At 57.3% G+C, this 15,789-nt stretch carries 14 protein-coding genes; 4 read left to right on the top strand and 10 right to left on the bottom strand.

Annotated elements, in window-relative coordinates; all coding sequences use genetic code 11:
- Window positions 1-10 precede the first annotated feature (10 nt).
- The 3 genes from AC2FGE_RS04945 to AC2FGE_RS04935 form a co-directional block, all read right to left on the bottom strand.
- Window positions 11-1,528: an FHA domain-containing protein gene (locus AC2FGE_RS04945; RefSeq protein WP_496818092.1), complete on the bottom strand. Its 1,518-nt coding sequence runs from the start codon at window positions 1,526-1,528 to the stop codon at window positions 11-13.
- Between the two features lie 76 nt (window positions 1,529-1,604).
- Window positions 1,605-1,973: a hypothetical protein gene (locus tag AC2FGE_RS04940; protein ID WP_496818091.1), complete on the bottom strand. Its 369-nt coding sequence runs from the start codon at window positions 1,971-1,973 to the stop codon at window positions 1,605-1,607.
- A gap of 157 nt (window positions 1,974-2,130) precedes the next feature.
- Entirely contained in the window at window positions 2,131-2,835 is a 705-nt protein-coding gene (locus AC2FGE_RS04935) for a hypothetical protein (RefSeq protein WP_353010186.1), read from the bottom strand.
- Window positions 2,836-2,997: 162 nt separating this feature from the next.
- Between AC2FGE_RS04935 and AC2FGE_RS04930 the strand changes: the two genes are divergently transcribed.
- The 3 genes from AC2FGE_RS04930 (at window position 2,998) to AC2FGE_RS04920 (ending at window position 7,212) form a co-directional block, all read left to right on the top strand.
- Complete coding sequence (locus tag AC2FGE_RS04930) at window positions 2,998-3,546, top strand: hypothetical protein (RefSeq protein WP_496818090.1); 549 nt, start codon at window positions 2,998-3,000, stop codon at window positions 3,544-3,546.
- Window positions 3,546-4,289 carry an FHA domain-containing protein gene (locus tag AC2FGE_RS04925; RefSeq protein WP_496818089.1) on the top strand — a complete coding sequence of 248 codons (744 nt, stop codon included), beginning with the start codon at window positions 3,546-3,548 and terminating at the stop codon, window positions 4,287-4,289. The genes AC2FGE_RS04930 and AC2FGE_RS04925 overlap by 1 nt, the downstream gene beginning before the upstream one ends.
- Window positions 4,290-4,422: 133 nt before the next feature.
- Window positions 4,423-7,212 carry a bifunctional aconitate hydratase 2/2-methylisocitrate dehydratase gene (locus tag AC2FGE_RS04920; protein ID WP_496818088.1) on the top strand — a complete coding sequence of 930 codons (2,790 nt, stop codon included), beginning with the start codon at window positions 4,423-4,425 and terminating at the stop codon, window positions 7,210-7,212.
- 55 nt (window positions 7,213-7,267) lie between these two features.
- Here the strand turns inward: AC2FGE_RS04920 and AC2FGE_RS04915 are convergent, their stop codons facing one another.
- The gene (locus AC2FGE_RS04915; RefSeq protein ID WP_496818087.1) at window positions 7,268-8,521 is read right to left on the bottom strand and encodes an aminotransferase class V-fold PLP-dependent enzyme; all 1,254 of its coding nucleotides are present in this window, start codon (window positions 8,519-8,521) and stop codon (window positions 7,268-7,270) included.
- A 256-nt stretch (window positions 8,522-8,777) separates the two neighbouring features.
- On the opposite strand from AC2FGE_RS04915, the gene AC2FGE_RS04910 reads away from it, so the two are divergent.
- A complete protein-coding gene (locus AC2FGE_RS04910; RefSeq protein WP_496818086.1) occupies window positions 8,778-9,032 on the top strand; it encodes a DUF1289 domain-containing protein in 255 nt (84 codons plus the stop codon).
- 1 nt (window position 9,033) lies between these two features.
- Here AC2FGE_RS04910 and AC2FGE_RS04905 read toward each other — a convergent pair whose 3' ends face one another.
- From AC2FGE_RS04905 to AC2FGE_RS04880, 6 genes are all read right to left on the bottom strand, one after another.
- Window positions 9,034-9,504: a Dps family protein gene (locus AC2FGE_RS04905; RefSeq protein ID WP_496818085.1), complete on the bottom strand. Its 471-nt coding sequence runs from the start codon at window positions 9,502-9,504 to the stop codon at window positions 9,034-9,036.
- 109 nt (window positions 9,505-9,613) lie between these two features.
- The gene (locus AC2FGE_RS04900; protein ID WP_496818084.1) at window positions 9,614-10,042 is read right to left on the bottom strand and encodes a hypothetical protein; all 429 of its coding nucleotides are present in this window, start codon (window positions 10,040-10,042) and stop codon (window positions 9,614-9,616) included.
- Between the two features lie 142 nt (window positions 10,043-10,184).
- Window positions 10,185-10,925 carry a maleate cis-trans isomerase family protein gene (locus AC2FGE_RS04895; protein ID WP_496818083.1) on the bottom strand — a complete coding sequence of 247 codons (741 nt, stop codon included), beginning with the start codon at window positions 10,923-10,925 and terminating at the stop codon, window positions 10,185-10,187.
- Window positions 10,922-11,989, bottom strand: coding sequence for a pyridoxal phosphate-dependent aminotransferase (locus AC2FGE_RS04890; protein ID WP_496818082.1), 1,068 nt, complete (start codon window positions 11,987-11,989; stop codon window positions 10,922-10,924). The genes AC2FGE_RS04895 and AC2FGE_RS04890 overlap by 4 nt, the downstream gene beginning before the upstream one ends.
- Window positions 11,986-13,638 (bottom strand): hydantoinase B/oxoprolinase family protein, encoded by a 1,653-nt coding sequence (locus tag AC2FGE_RS04885; protein WP_496818081.1) that lies wholly within the window; start codon window positions 13,636-13,638, stop codon window positions 11,986-11,988. Before AC2FGE_RS04885 ends, AC2FGE_RS04890 begins: the two co-directional genes overlap by 4 nt.
- Window positions 13,638-15,731, bottom strand: a complete 2,094-nt coding sequence (locus AC2FGE_RS04880; protein WP_496818080.1) for a hydantoinase/oxoprolinase family protein — start codon at window positions 15,729-15,731, stop codon at window positions 13,638-13,640. The genes AC2FGE_RS04885 and AC2FGE_RS04880 overlap by 1 nt, the downstream gene beginning before the upstream one ends.
- Window positions 15,732-15,789: the final 58 nt, after the last annotated feature.

Below are 15,789 nucleotides of genomic sequence, written 5' to 3'. Positions count from 1 at the left end.
TGGCCCCGGACTATGCCCGGACCAGTTTCAGGCGAACGGACCCAAGGCCCACTGTGTCACCCACATTTATCCTCTGCGCGCCTTTGATTTTGCGCTCATTGATTAGCGTACCATTCAAACTATCCAGGTCGCTGATGGTAAATCGGCCGTCTGGTGTTCCGCTGAGTTCCGCATGAACGCGCGACACACCGCCATCGGGGATGACCACACCGTTTGTGCTGCTGCGTCCAATGGTCGAGCGGCCCGCTGGCACCGGGAAACGATGCCCGTTGTCCACCCGCACCAGAAAGGCAATCGGCGGGGGCGCAGTGGCCACCGTGCGCGTCTCATCCTGGAGGGGCGGTATGCCGGTTACGTCGCCACCGTCGAAGTCACCTGCCTCCAGATCATCTTCGGGCTCACCCTCTGATCCGCGCCGCGCCAGCAGAACAACCAGCAGCAAAAGCAGCAGCAAAAGAACTCCACCCGCGATGTAGACGTAGAGCGCGGGGAAGCCGAATATCTCATCCTCGGGTTCTGGCGCGGGCTCTGGTTCAGGCTCTGGCGTTGGGTCAACCACGGGCTGGAACTCGGCAGAATAGCTCTTGGTCTGGGTTTGTCCCGGCTGGCCGACAACCGGTTCGATCATTTCGATGGTAATGCGCGCAGGCGCCGGATCACCTACTGGCACAATCAGGCCCGAGCCTTTGACCGAATTGCCATAGGACCGGATGAAATCTGACACCACGGTATTGGCGTCAGATTGATTTTGCAAAAACACCTCTTCCATCAGGCCATTTTGCGGATCGGTCAGGCGTTTCAGTACGTCAATGCCGCGCGTGGTGCGGGCATTGCCTTGTGCCCGCCAGAACATGCCAAGGGCCGAGACCGAAACGCCCTCGCGCTCGGCGGCCTCGGTGATTTCTTCAACCGTGGCCAAACCTTCCTCATCCCCGTCCGTGATCAGGATCAGGTTCTTCAGCAGCACGTCATCTTGCTGGCTTAGCAATTCGATCGCACGGGTCGCGTTGGCGACCAGACGGGTGTTCTGTTCCTTAATCTCGAGCCCCTCAACCACGTCTTCGGCCTGAGAACGGTTGGTCGAAAAGGGCGATAACTCAACAATATCATTGCCGAACCCATAGATCGCGACTTTTTCATCCGTTGGTAGATTGGTCACAACGCGCGAAATCAGCTCGCGCTCGCGGTTCCAGCTGCGCACACGCGCGCTGCGCTCTCCAACGGAGAGGTCAATCAGAACCATTGTCGCCGAAAGGGTCAGGTTGCCTGGGATGTCATCCAGAGATTTAACAAACTCGAAATCGGCCTGTGCGTCGCCAAGCGAGCGAAAGCTCATATCGCCACGCTGATTGCCGGAAGGTACGCGCACGAGGCAGCTGTCCTCGGGTGCGGGATCGGAGGGCGCACAATCCAAGATAGCCAGCCCGGTGGCTGGCGCGCGAGTCTTACCCTCTTGCGCGTGGGCTACGCCCGAAATGACCAAAGCGGCAGCAAGCGCCACCAATCTGCATGAAAATCCGTAGGTCACGATCCCAAGACCCCCCTCAGGCAAGACGTCCCGGTCGTCGCATGTGCCGACAAGCGCCGACCTGACGTGATTAGAATTATATGGACAGCGCGCGATACGCCGACTTGATCCGGCTCAGTTCGGATGAGATCGCCGCAGAACTCGCGCCGCTATTCACGTCGCGCTCAACCGCATTCAGTTGATTGTCCAACGCTTGAACCTGCTGCAGTTTCACAGGATCCGATGCCGATGCAGCCCTCGCCTTTGCGCCTTGCGCCTTGACGTCAGCAATCTGTCTACGCAGCGATGCGATTTCGGTTTTGTTGGCATTGCTCTGCGCCGCCAATTGCGCATTGCGCTGCTCGGCCGCTTTGTTCTGAGCGATAATGGCATCCGCCTGCGCCTTATTGTTGGCGATCTGGCGGTCGTATTCGCCGGAATTCAGATTGGCAATATTGTCAAACAAAGTTGCCGTTGTTGGGTCTGTTGAACCAGTGCAACCCGCAACAACGGTGGCCGCGACAAGGGCGAAAGGTCTTGAAAAACGAAGAAGATCTGAAGTCATTATCTCACTCTTACCAATTGAAAACCCGCGCCCTGGGTCAGGCGCGGGCTATGTAAATTTAAAGCAGGTTGATGGATGCCCGCGTCCGTGCCAGCCGGTTCTTGTTGCTGACCGCAGCATTTGTTGCACCGCCCAGGCCGGGTTGACCTTTGCTCGACGCTGTCTTCAGCTCCGAGATGGTGCTGTCCATGTTCTTTTCACTGCGCTTCAGCTCATTTGACACAACCTGACGGTTGGATTTGATCGCATTGACGCGCTGATTATAAGCCGACTGAGACAGCTGCCCACCGTCCAGCTGACGGCGCAGCGACTTCAGCTCAGCATTCTGCGAGGCCAATACCGAACGCAGGTTTGCTTCGACCGAGCTCAGCTGTTTGCTGACATTCGACAGGTTTGCCAGAACCTGCTTGCTGTTGACGATTTCAACATTCTTAGCAGCAGCCTGACGGCCGACCTGGTTGCCGCCGACACCGCCGATCAGGCCGCCTGCCGCAGCACCCGCCGCGCAATCCCCGGCGTCGCCGCCGAGCAAAAGGCCGAGACCACAGCCAACAACCGCGCCAGCAAGCGCACCCTGAACTGTATTGTTAACAATGATGTCCTTAGACACCTGATCCAGGCTTTTGACCTGCTTTTCCAGCTGTTTTTCCTGTTGGGTTTTTCCAGCTACTGAAGATGATGAAGCAGATTGGAACGCCTCATCGGTACATGCTGTCAGTAGAAGGGAAATAGCAGCAAAAAATGACACTGCAACTGTACGCATCTCGTTACTCCGTAAAACAATTTTTCTTCTTAGTTGATTAAGAACTCACATATTTTTTATTTTCAATCAACGATTCGCAAATGACCTGCAAAGATAGAATACTGATTCGATTGGCATTCGACCAAATACTTTTGAACATTCGATCATAGGATGAGTTTTAAGATGAGATTACCCTTTGGTTTACGGGACAAGATGGTTCTGGCGAATGAGGTTTTTGCATTTGCCGGAAATATCGGCGCCGGTATTGGCGCGTTATTGGCTATTCTGGGTATTAGTTCCAATTTCGCGAACAATACCTCTAGGATGGTTTTTAATGTTGAGGTGGTAACACTCTCGCTGCCCGTTCGGATGATTTTGGTGATTCTCATCGCCGCCGCATTGGGCTGGGGTTTGGGGGCGTTGGTAACTTGGCTCAGCCGTTCCCGGAATGAGGCGTTGAGCTTTGCTGTCTATGTTGTTGCCATCCTGTGGGGTGGATTGATTGTGGGTGCTGCCGATTGGTTGGCGGTTGCCATGAACCGGCAAATCCTGTCCGAGACCTTGCTGTTCACCATTGTCGGTATGGGTCTTGCCTTGTGGGTCGCCGGGTTTCATTTTCGTAACTCCAACGCAGCCGGGAAACATGCGCTGCGGCTTCATTGTGATGCGCTCATGCTGTGCTCAATCGGAGCAGCGCTGTTCATGATTCTGACAATGCTGGGGGCACGGTGATGGCGATCGGGGGCCCTTTGGACGACAAAAACGCCGCCCGCCTGCTCAGCGCGGCGGCGCTGTTCGATTTTATATTTCTGGCGTTTGTCTGCGCCACCGTTGAGCCGGTCTTGCGGCAGGAGCTTGGCCTGCTACGCGCGGGCCCAGCCCTGTCGGCGGGGCTGTATCTGGCGATGGTGCTGATCTACTGGCTGATCTGCGAAGGGGTGTTGAACGGGGCAACTCTGGGCCGCTTTGTTCTGCGCCTGACGATGCGTGATAAAAGCGGCAAGCCTGTCTCACCCGTGCGCAGGTCCACGCGGGCGATGAAAAAGATCATGACGCTGGGCCTGACAGGTCTGAACCCAAATACCGCCGCACGATATGACCGGGCTGCTGAAATCCGCTGGTTCAGCCCGATGGCCCCGCGACCAGTGCCTTTGTGGCGGTTGGTTGTGCAATCCGGGCCGGATCGCGGCAAAAGCCTTGTGTTCAATCAGGTTCAGGGTCTCAAATCCTCACGCCAGATTAAAATCGGGCGCGATCCCGGTTGGGCCGATCTGGCGTTGACACGCAGCAAGGGGGCGTCTGGCAGGCACTGTATCTTGCAGATTGCGAAAGGCAATCAGCTTCAGGTCCGTGATCTGGGCTCTTCGAATGGCACCTGGGTGCGCGGTCGGCAAACTGCGCCGGACAAACCCATGCGGCTTGGGGCAACCAGCCAGTTCCGTGTCGGAGATGTCTGGGTGGCCATCATTCGCTGAACCGCAAGACAGGGCAACGCGCCATAGCCGACGCTCTTGCAACCTTCGTCCTTTTCGTATACCGCCGCATACAAATTGAATGGCGAGGTGATAACTACAGCTCGCGCTCTCGCCCCAATCGTCGGAAAATGCCATGAGCCTCTATACAGATTACCTGAGTGAAATCGAAACCCGCAAAGAGCAGGGTCTGAGCCCCAAACCCGTCGACGATGGCGCGTTGGCGAAAGAGATTATCGATCAGATTCGTGATCCACAGAACGAATTTCGCGCCGATTCACTGAACTATTTCATCTACAACACGCTGCCCGGCACAACCAGCGCCGCCGGTGAAAAGGCCCGCTTTCTGAAAGAGATCATTCTTGGTGACGCGGATGTCGAAGAGATAACGCAGGAGTTTGCATTCGAGCTGCTGTCACATATGAAAGGTGGCCCCTCGGTCGAGGTTCTGTTGGATCTGGCCTTGGGTGAAGATGCCGCAATCGCCGACAAGGCGGCAGAGGTGCTAAAAACGCAAGTGTTCCTTTATGACGCTGATATCGACCGTCTGAAGGCCGCCTTTGAGGCCGGCAATCCGATCGCGAAAGACATTCTTGAAAGCTACGCCAAAGCCGAATTTTTTACCAAGCTTCCCGAAATCGATGAAGAAATCGAAGTTGTAACTTATGTCGCAGCCGAAGGTGATATCTCGACCGACCTTCTGTCGCCCGGTAATCAGGCGCATTCGCGTGCTGATCGGGAACTGCATGGCAGATGCCTGATCTCGGAGGCTGCGCAGCAGGAAATTGAGGCGCTGAAGCTGAAACACCCCGGTAAACGCGTTATGCTGATTGCGGAAAAAGGCACGATGGGCGTGGGCTCGTCCCGTATGTCTGGCGTGAACAACGTGGCGCTTTGGACCGGCAAACAGGCCAGCCCTTATGTGCCCTTCGTCAACATTGCTCCGGTTGTGGCGGGCACCAATGGCATCTCGCCGATCTTTCTGACCACCGTGGGCGTGACGGGCGGCATTGGCCTTGACCTGAAGAACTGGGTTAAAAAGGTCGACGAAGATGGCAATGCGATCCTGAACAATGACGGCAATCCGATCCTTGAAGAGAAATACTCGGTTGCCACAGGTACGGTGCTGAAGATCAACACCAAGACCCACAAGCTGCTAAGTGAGAATGGCGAAGAACTGGCTGATGTTCCGGCCTCCTTCACGCCGCAGAAGGTTGAATTTATGAAGGCCGGTGGCTCTTATGCCATTGTCTTTGGCAAAAAGCTGCAGACCATCGCGGCCGAGACACTGGGTGTTGAAGCCCCCCTGGTTTTTGCGCCGTCTAAAGAGATCAGCCATGACGGTCAGGGCCTGACCGCAGTTGAGAAGATCTTCAACAAAAACGCCCTTGGCACCACGCCGGGCAAGACATTGCATGCCGGGTCTGACGTGCGCGTCCGGGTCAACATTGTTGGCTCACAGGACACGACCGGCCTGATGACCATGCAGGAACTCGAAGCGATGGCTGCGACAGTGGTCTCACCCAGCGTAGATGGGGCGTACCAGTCGGGCTGTCACACGGCTTCGGTGTGGGATGCCAAGGCACAGGCCAACACCCCGCGGCTGATGAAGTTCATGAATGATTTCGGCCTTGTCACCGGGCGTGACCCGAAAGGCGTTTACCATTCGATGACCGACGTGATCCACAAGGTGCTGAACGACATCACCGTGGATGACTGGTCGGTCATCATCGGCGGCGACAGCCACACCCGCATGTCCAAAGGCGTCGCCTTTGGGGCGGACTCGGGCACCGTTGCGCTGGCACTGGCCACCGGCGAAGCCTCGATGCCGATCCCTGAATCAGTCAAGGTGACCTTCAAGGGTCAGATGGCCGAGCACATGGATTTCCGCGACGTGGTGCATGCGACGCAGGCTCAGATGCTGGACCAACATGGCGACAACGTTTTTCAGGGCCGTGTGATTGAGGTGCAAATCGGCACGCTGTTGGCGGATCAGGCTTTCACCTTCACCGACTGGACCGCTGAGATGAAGGCCAAGGCCTCGGTCTGCATTTCGAATGACGAGACGCTGATCGGTTCGCTGGAGCTGGCCAAGTCGCGTATCCAGATCATGATCGACAAGGGCATGGAGCATGAAAACGGCATGCTGCAAAAGCTGATCGATATCGCGGATACGCGCATCGCGGAGATTAAATCGGGTGAAAAACCGGCGCTGCAACCCGATGACAACGCGAAATACTTCGCTGAAGTGGTCGTCGATCTGGATCAGATCATTGAGCCAATGATCGCCGATCCGGATGTCAACAACGCGGATGTGTCCAAGCGCTACACCCACGACACGATCCGCCCGATCTCGTACTACAATGCCGAAAAGCATGTCGATCTAGGCTTTGTCGGCTCGTGCATGGTGCATAAGGGCGACATGAAGATCGTGGCGCAGATGCTGCGCAACCTTGAAAAGGACTCGGGCAAGGTGGAGTTTAACGCGCCGCTAGTTGTGGCCGCGCCGACCTACAACATCATTGATGAGTTGAAGGCGGAAGGCGATTGGGAAATCCTTCAACGCTATTCCGGGTTCGAATTCGACGATCTGTTCCCCAAAACGCAAGCCCGTACAGATTACGAGAACATCCTGTACCTTGAACGTCCGGGTTGTAACCTTTGCATGGGCAACCAGGAGAAAGCCGCCAAGGGCGACACGGTTCTGGCCACCTCAACCCGTCTGTTCCAGGGCCGCGTCGTGGCGGATGCGCCGGATAAGAAAGGTGAAAGCCTGCTGGCCTCGACCCCGGTTGTGGTCCTGTCGGCCATCCTGGGCCGCACGCCAACGATCGAAGAGTACAAGACTGCCGTAGAAGGCATTGATCTGACGAAATTCGCGCCACCTGTACAGGCCCCCGCGAAGACCAAATCGGCCCATTTCTAAAGGTCTGATCTGATAGCAGAAAAGCCCGACCTATTGGTCGGGCTTTTTCATATGCTCAGGCTGCCATGTCTTTCAGGGCGGTCAGCAACTGCGCCACTTCCTGTTCGGTGTTATAGTGACACAGCGAGATACGGATGCAGTCCGACAAGCCCAGCGGCGTCAGCACATTGCCTGAGTAGTGATCCGCCTTGCGGACATGAGTGCGGATGCCCTGCTGGTTGAGGGTTTCGACCACCTGTTCCGACGGGATTCCATCGACGACGACCGACACCAGCCCTTCTCGCGCGGTGTTGTCCGCCCCGGCCAGAATGTGGATATGGTCCATATCCCGCAGCCCCGGAAGGTTGCCGACCCCGTTGATCATCGCGTTGGTCAGGTGGGTCTCATAGGTATGAATAGCGCGGCCTGCGGCTTCGATCCGTTTTCGCGGCTCCTTTTCGTCCGACACCTCTCCGCCCAGCCAGACAAAATAATCGATCACGTCGGAGATGGTGGCATACGAACCGGCGTCTCGGGTGCCAAACTCCCACCCCGTCGCAGGCGCGTCGATCAGCATGTCATGGGGCAGCGTGCTTAGCTTGTCGGAAATCCACGCAATGCCATAGCCATGGCGCGAGAATACCTTGTAGGGTGAAATGGCATAGCCATCGACATCATACGCATCCAGATCCAGCTGCCCATGTGCTGCGTGTTGAATGCCATCCACAATGATCAGGCAATCAGGTGAAATCGCTCGGATCGCGGCTGAGATCGCGGCCACGTCCATGCCCATACCCGTCACGGGTGAGGCATGCAGGATCGTGGCCACCGCGACATCCGGGGTCATCAGTGCAGCATAATCTTCGGCCGTGACCAACCCAGTATCATCGCCATGCTGCACGTTCACGTATTCGAGCTCGGCGATTTCAGCCCAGCGACGCGCGGCGCTGCGGGTCGCCGGGTGTTCGATCGACGACCCGATCACCTTTGCCCCTTTCGGCGCAACCAGACAGGCGGTTCGGATCAAACGGAACAACAGCTCGGTCCCGCTTTCCCCGGCAAAGAACTGACCTGAACTGGCATTCATGAACACGCCTAGATCGGCCTTGGCCTTGTTGATCACACTCTGTGTGCCCTGCCCGGCCGGATTGATCCGCCCCGGATTGTCCGGGATCGCAGCATAAAACGCCGAAGTCTCAACCACTTTTTTCAAAGTCAACGCACCGCCTGCGTTTTCGAAGAAGATACGCTCTCCCTGAAACGGGCAGCTTTCTACATGGGCGAAACGGTCACGGATGGCCGCGATCAGATCGGGATTGTCTTTGATCATTTCGGGGTTCCTGTCACTAATCGTTGCCGGGTCCATATTGAGCTAGCACACCGGACCTGTTTTAGCGGTTTATTCCACGACATTCTGCCCGGGGAAAGGGCCGCAAACAGTCTTGGCAGTTGTGATGATTGCCCGCGAGGCGCAATTTTGAACCTGCCTCTCTCGAAATCATCAGCAAGTCGCCTTATTTGAAACGTGACAGTCACAAACCCAGCTAGGGGCGACCCTTGAGTGACCCATTCAAAGAGTAGTTTTGATGAGCAAGAAAGTCCCCTCGCCCTGTATCGATGTGTGTAAATTTCGGCGCGAGGGCCACTGCATCGGCTGTTCGATGACGAAACCCCAAAAGAAACTGTTCAAGTTGATCAAACGCCCCGACCAGCAAGAGGCTTTTATACAGATGTTGATCTGTCAGCAGGAAAAAATGGGCCGGTACACCCATTGGGGACCGGCCTATCTGAAAAAGCTGAGGAAGAAGAAGGCCAAGTTGAAGATTCCCCTAGCCACCTAGCTTAGCGCAGCATAGCGCGCAGGAACCACGCAAATTTCTCGTGGGTCTGGCCACGGCTGATGCACAGATCCTCGGTCAGGGTATCACCATGCTCGGCCGCCAGTTCACCCGCGCCGGCCAGTGTGGCAGCCAGCGTTTCCTGAGCGTCCATCATATGCTTGATCATCTCTTTGTCGGTGGCGTGGCCGTCATGCTCTTCTACTTTCGAACGTTTCAGCATACCCGCCAGCGTGCCTTCGGCATGGGCGTCCAGCGCCTTTACCCGCTCGGCCAGATCATCTTGTGCAATAAAGTGATCCTCGTAGATTTTCTGGAACAGATCATGCAGCGGGCCAAAGGCCATTCCGGTTACATTCCAATGAAAGTTCTGTGCCAGCATGGTCGCCACGGCAGTTTCGGCGACAGATTGATTCAACGCATCGGCGATGACGCTGCGGGCGTCAGTGGTCAGGTCAACGGCTGTCTGTGTCATGGAAATCACCTTTTTCCTACATTTTGTTCTGCTTTTGACGATCAAAAACAGCGTTCTGATACCTATTTAGAGGATCAGGCGGAAATTCCAAGAACTTTTTAGAATGATTCTAAATATAGTGGAATTGCTCGGAGATCGAGCGGATCAGGAAGGCTAGATTTCGCTGCCGCCAGCGCGAAACGCGGGACTGAATCAAAAAGCGGAAACTGTCATCATCCTCGCGTTCGATTGCATCAAACAGACGACCCAGCCAAGCCTCGTCAAAAGACAATTCGGTGCAGCCGGGGCGGTGAAAGACCGGTCGTTTGTCGACTGCCTGACGGAACCCGCGCATCAGTGTTTCAGCATGGCGCATCTGCGCGTCTTCTGGATCGGCCAGCAGCAAGGCACACGCCTGATCCAGATCGACCTGCGCAGCCGCGCGGCAGCGCAGCGCCACCATCCGTAAATGGTTGATGATCGCCATGGATCGACCCGCCAAATGCTGTACCGGAGCAAGGCGCCATTCTTCTACTGCCTGATCTCTGATTGCCTGCATCATCGCCCGAAAATCGTTAGTGCCGCGGTAGACGCGGCGGACCTGAATTCAAAACCTGATAATAATGATAAGGAATATCGAGAACAAGAGGTCACACCGCGGATTCTGGTCATATCTGCGTGAGAATTACGCCCGTATTGGATCACATGTGGTCAAACAAGTGGCCCGGAAGGCCGCTATGTCTTGGCAGACGCAACACGCGGACCAGCGCAAACATCATCGCCTGGTTCGAGGTGATAACCGGTTTTCCAAGCTGGTGTTCAATCTGCTTAACCGCCTCGACTGCGCGCATATCGGTGCAGCTGAGCACAATGGCCTTTGCCTCAGGGTGATCTGCGCGACAGGCAAGATCAAAAACCTCATCCGGCGTCAGCTCACCCTGCCCATAGTTCCCCAACGCCCGCCCGATATCGGCACAATGCACCGTGGTGATGTCGTTCCGCGCCAGAAAATCTGCGGCCCGCACGTTGATCTCATCCAAATAGGGTGAAGCGAACCCGACCTTGCCCACGCCCAATGCTTTGATCGCCTGTATCAGGGCCCCGGCTGCGGTGAAGGTAATAGCCCCAGATGCGGCTTTGATATCCCGCGCCAGTTGCGCGTCGAAAGACGGCCCATGCGTCAGGGTGGCAGAGGTACAGCCGTACAGCACCACATCAGGCCGAACGCCCGCGATCATTCTCAGGTCGTGGCTTATATCCGAAGCACCCAGCCCCGCCATCTGATCTGAGCCGGGGATTTCATCGACGTCATACCCGCCCATGCGCTGAAAATGCACTGTCGTATCCGGGCATCGCATCAGCATCATGTCGGCTTCCAGATTGGTGTTGGTGAAGGGTACCAACACACCGATTTTAGCTCGTGTTCGGGTCTCTTGGATCATGACGTTACCTTTCTGAGTACGGCAAGGCAGCGATCCATGATCGCCTGCGGACAGATCGTGGCGCGCAGGCAATCGCCCAGCCCATAACCGCACATGCCCCGCATCAGTAAACCCTCGGCCCGCAGCGAGCGATCAGCTTTCCGAGCGGTTTCGACATCCGCAAACCTGATCAGCACAAAATTTGTATGGCTGTGCGGTACAGTCAAGCCGAGCGCCCTGCACTCACTGGCAAAGTGATCCCGGATAGAAGCCGTACGGTTTACTGTTTTCCGCATATGCGCCTGATCCTGCATCGCTGCCGTGGCCATGGCTTGCGAGGGTATGGATACGTTGTTCGGGTTCAGGACTTTCCGAACCTCAGATGCAATCTCTGGGGGAAAGACACCCCAACCCACTCGAGCGCCCGCTAACCCATATGCTTTTGAGAACGTGCGCAAAACCACCGTATCACCGCGTTTCGCCAAGGAAAAAATCTCAGCCGGATTCTGGTCTGTATCTACAAACTCTGCATAGGCTTGATCGACCACGAGCAATACGTCGTTTCGCAGAGCGTTGCGAAGACGGATGATTTCAGCATTCGGGATCACAGTTCCTGTCGGATTGCCCGGGTTGCAGACAAAAACAATCCGCGTTTTGGGCGTGACAGCGGCCAAGATATCATCGACCGAAACGGTCAGATCGACCTCATGCGCCTCCACATAATCAGCCTTCACCTGCGCCGTAGCAGACGCCACATAGGCATAGCAGTAATCCGTACCCAACACCCCATCGCCCGGGCCGACATAGGCACGGATCAAGCAACCGATCAGTTCCATCGAGCCCGCGCCGCACAGGATCATTTCAGGGTCGAGGTCATGCACCTTGGCAATTGTCGCGCGCAAGTCAGGCCAGTCCGGATCGGGATAATATGGCATTTGGTCCATCACCGCTCGCCCCGCGGCAACGGCCATTGGACTGGGCGGAAAGGCGCTTTCATTCTGTGCCAGAGAAACGGTACCTGCATCCCCAAGATCAGCCAAAGCGTAGGGAGCCATCGCGCGGATATGGCCGACTGCTCGGATCATGGCTTGCCTCCGTAGGCCTTGGCCCCTTCGGATGTTACCAATCCGCGCTTTAGATCCAGCGCGAGCGCGTCCGGGTTCCGATCCGCCGGGTCACCGAACCCGCCACCTCCGGGCGTGTCGAAGATAAGGTAGTCCCCGCCTTCGACTCGCAATTCGCCCTTGCCGGGGATGTCGCGGTCACTATTTCGGAACCGGATACGCCCAAGCGCGCCGGGCTTTCCACCCACGCGGCCCAAAGCGGGGAATTTCAGCCGCTCGACCGACAAGAACACAATGAAGGGCGCACCGTTGGACGAGGTCATTTCGATCCTCTGCCCCAACCCGCCGCGATACTTGCCCGCCCCGCCCGAATCCGGCAGCAACTCGCGCCGCCACATGATCACTGGGGCCACGCTTTCAGTGATTTCGACCTGAGAGCCAAAGACACCCGACGGATAGGCCGTGGCCGATAAACCATCCGCGTGGGGTCTCGCGCCGGTACCGCCATTGTGGACGGGTTCAATGGCAAACTCGCGCCCGCCATTGGCCGCAACCTCAGGCGCGTGGCGCATGGGTAGATCGAACATGCACGATGCACCCTCAGCCGGAACATTGTCAGGCAGCGCCTGGTGCAGGCAACCCAGCACCAGATCGGGTGTCACCTGCCCCAACGTATGACGCATCGCCACCGGCACCGGGCGCTGCGCGTTCAGGATGCAACCTTTTGGGCCATCCACCGTGAACGGTTCCAGCGAGCCCGCATTGTTGGGAATATCGGGCCCTACAATGCAGCGCAGGGCAAAGACCGTATAAGCCGTGGCGTAGTTGAGCGGCACATTGATGCCTTTCATGGAACAACCAGATGTGCCCTTGAAATCCACATGCATGCCGTCGCTGGCAACGGTCAGCGTGGCGTGCAGTTCCAGCTCATTCTCGTAGCCGTCCATGCGCAGCACGTTCTTGTAAACGCCTTCGGGCACCTCGGCGATGGCCTCCAGCGCGCCTTTGCGCGAAGTGTCGATGATATAGCTGCCCAAGCGGTCCAGATCGTCGATCCCGAACTCTTCCATCATCGCCACCAGTCGGTTCACCCCGGTTTCACAACAGGCAATCAGGGCGTAAATGTCACCCTCATTGGCAATCGGCTCGCGCGAGTTGGCGCGGATGATGTCCATCAGCAGTGCATTTGGCGTGCCTTCTTCGACCAGCTTGCAAGGGGGGATCAGCAGGCCCTCGTCGTAAACATCCGATCCTTCCGGTCCCATGCCTAAACCGCCCAAATCCACCAGATGTGAGGTGCAGGAGGTAAACCCAGCCACCTTACCATCCTTGAACGCAGGCATCATCAGCAGGAAGTCGTTCAGGTGCCCTGAAGCCAGCCAGGGGTCGTTGGTCATGTAGATGTCGCCGGGCCTCATGTCTTGAATGGCAAAGCGCTGACACAGATGTAGAACCGCCTCGGCCATGGTGTTGATGTGTCCGGGCGTGCCAGTCACTGCTTGGGCCAGCATCCGGCCATCGACGTCGAAGATTCCAGCAGAGATATCGCCGCATTCCCTCACGATAGGGGAAAAGGCGGCGCGGATCAGGGTCTGGCCCTGTTCCTCAACCACCGCCAGCAGGCGGTTCCACATCACTTGTAGGCGAGCGGGGGAAAGGTCGGTTGTCATCATGCGCCTCCTTTCTGGTTCTGGATCAGCACCAGGTTGCCAATTGCATCCATTTGGGCCGTAAAATCGGCGGACACGAGCGTGGTGGTCTGGGGCTCATGGATCAGCGCTGGTCCCGGCACGTGATCACCGGGTTTCAGATCGGCACGCGCGATGAATCCCGCGTCTTTTGCGATGCCATCCACATCGCAGGTGATCGGGCGCGTCTCGGGCGCTATGACTGCGCAACGTTGAGGCGTATCGGGCACTGTCGGCACTGCAGCGTCCAAAGTGGCCACACGGACGGCCCAATTGAGGATTTCAATCTGCATCCCCGGCACAGGGCGCGAGAATTGTTTTCGGTACTCCTCCTCAAAGGCGGCGGTCAATGGAGCAATGTCATCGATCGTCAGAGCTCGGTCTGGCAAGGCGATTTCAATCTCGTGCCCTTGCCCGAGATAACGCATGAAAGCCGTGCGCTTGGTTTGAGTTTGCGCATCGCTTGCCCCTTTGGCCACGACCTCTTTCGCCTCGGAAATCATCGCATCGAACAAGGAGTTCACCCCATCCAGATCCATGCTGCTCAGCAGCGAATAGTGTGAGCGCACTATCTCGAACGAGACCGGTGCGAACAGGAAGCCGACAGCCGATCCGACGCCCGGATTCGGCGGGATCACGATCCGCGACACCCCGGCAGAACGGGCGACGCGGCTGGCGTGTAACGGACCATTGCCGCCAAAGGCGATCATTGTGCGTGGGCCGAGGTCTTTGCCACTTTCTACAGCATGCATGCGTCCGGCGCTGGCCATGCTTTCATCTACAATGCGGCTGACACCATCCGCCGAACCGACGGCGTCGAGTTGCAACCGCTCGCCAATCACACGGGTCAGCGCGGCTTTGGCGCTTTCGTGGTCCAGCCGGATATGACCCTCGGCAAAGGTGTCCGGAACGATATAGCCCAGTGCGACGTCACTGTCGGTCACTGTGGGACTGGTGCCTCCACGCATAAAAGCCACCGGTCCCGGCTCAGACCCGGCGGATTTAGGTCCCACCGTCAAGCGCCCCAGACGGTCCACACCGGCAATTGAGCCGCCCCCCGCACCAATCTCGATCATCTCAATCACCGGAATGCGCACCGGCATGCCCGAGCCTTTGATGAACCGCGCGGCGCGGGCGATTTCGAAAGAACGTGAAGTCTGTGGCCGTGCGTTGTCTATCAGGCAGAGCTTGGCAGTGGTGCCGCCCATGTCAAAGGACAAAACTTGATCGAGGCCCGCTTGCGCAGCTATGCGTGCGGCCAGAATGGCCCCACCCGCTGGGCCGGATTCGACTAGGCGGATCGGAAAGCGCGCAGCGGTTTCGATGGTGCACATACCGCCTCCCGCTGTCATCATCAGGATGGGGCAGCTTGCGCCCTCGGCTGCGAATTGCTCGACGAACCGGGCCAGATAGCTTTGCATCAAGGGCTGGATGTATGCGTTTGCGACCGTGGTGCAGAGCCGGTCGAACTCGCGCGCTTCGGGACTGACATCGGATGAGATCGAGACGGTTAGGTCTGGGCGGCGCTCGGCCAGAAGATCTCGCAGACGCTGCTCATGCGCAGGGTTGGCATAGGCGTGCATCAGGCAGATCGCGACAACCTCGGCCCCGCAGGTGTCCAATTCAGCCAACAGGTCATCCAACCGCGCCTCGTCCAGCGGGATCAGCACTTTGCCTTCGGCGGACATACGTTCGCGGATCACAAAGGATCGCTCACGCGGGACTAGAAGGTCGGGCTTTTCCAGATTGATATCATATTGGGAATAGCGCCTCTCATACCCGATATCGAGGATGTCGCGGAACCCTTCGGTGCAGATCGTGGCCACCACGGCCCCGCGCCGTTCGATCAGCGCATTTGTCGCCAGCGTTGTGCCATGGATGAACCCTGTCACCTGTGGCAGAGACCGCCCGCTTGCGGCCATTACCCGCTGCGCGCCCTCCATCGCCCCGTCCGCCGGGTTCTGATGGGTCGTCAGGGTTTTGGCCGAGGTCAGTATCGTCTCATCGCCTTCGACCAAAACCGTATCGGTAAAGGTGCCGCCAATATCGATGGCCAGGCGCAGCGCATATGTCATGTTTCATCTCGTTTTGCATGTGACTTCGACCAATCAGAACGCCCTGCAGGCTTCTATT

The sequence above is a fragment of the Ruegeria sp. YTSA075 genome (assembly GCF_059610245.1).
The sequence above is the reverse complement of the archived record's forward strand: the minus strand, read 5'-3'. Positions and strand labels throughout refer to the sequence as shown.

Coding starts and splice junctions, on each gene's coding strand:
- AC2FGE_RS04935 (WP_353010186.1), bottom strand. CDS start 2,835: ATGCGTACAGTTGCAGTGTCATTTTTTGCTGCTATTTCCCTTCTACTG.
- AC2FGE_RS04930 (WP_496818090.1), top strand. CDS start 2,998: ATGAGATTACCCTTTGGTTTACGGGACAAGATGGTTCTGGCGAATGAG.
- AC2FGE_RS04925 (WP_496818089.1), top strand. CDS start 3,546: ATGGCGATCGGGGGCCCTTTGGACGACAAAAACGCCGCCCGCCTGCTC.
- AC2FGE_RS04920 (WP_496818088.1), top strand. CDS start 4,423: ATGAGCCTCTATACAGATTACCTGAGTGAAATCGAAACCCGCAAAGAG.
- AC2FGE_RS04915 (WP_496818087.1), bottom strand. CDS start 8,521: ATGATCAAAGACAATCCCGATCTGATCGCGGCCATCCGTGACCGTTTC.
- AC2FGE_RS04910 (WP_496818086.1), top strand. CDS start 8,778: ATGAGCAAGAAAGTCCCCTCGCCCTGTATCGATGTGTGTAAATTTCGG.
- AC2FGE_RS04905 (WP_496818085.1), bottom strand. CDS start 9,504: ATGACACAGACAGCCGTTGACCTGACCACTGACGCCCGCAGCGTCATC.
- AC2FGE_RS04900 (WP_496818084.1), bottom strand. CDS start 10,042: ATGCAGGCAATCAGAGATCAGGCAGTAGAAGAATGGCGCCTTGCTCCG.
- AC2FGE_RS04895 (WP_496818083.1), bottom strand. CDS start 10,925: ATGATCCAAGAGACCCGAACACGAGCTAAAATCGGTGTGTTGGTACCC.
- AC2FGE_RS04890 (WP_496818082.1), bottom strand. CDS start 11,989: ATGATCCGAGCAGTCGGCCATATCCGCGCGATGGCTCCCTACGCTTTG.
- AC2FGE_RS04885 (WP_496818081.1), bottom strand. CDS start 13,638: ATGACAACCGACCTTTCCCCCGCTCGCCTACAAGTGATGTGGAACCGC.
- AC2FGE_RS04880 (WP_496818080.1), bottom strand. CDS start 15,731: ATGACATATGCGCTGCGCCTGGCCATCGATATTGGCGGCACCTTTACC.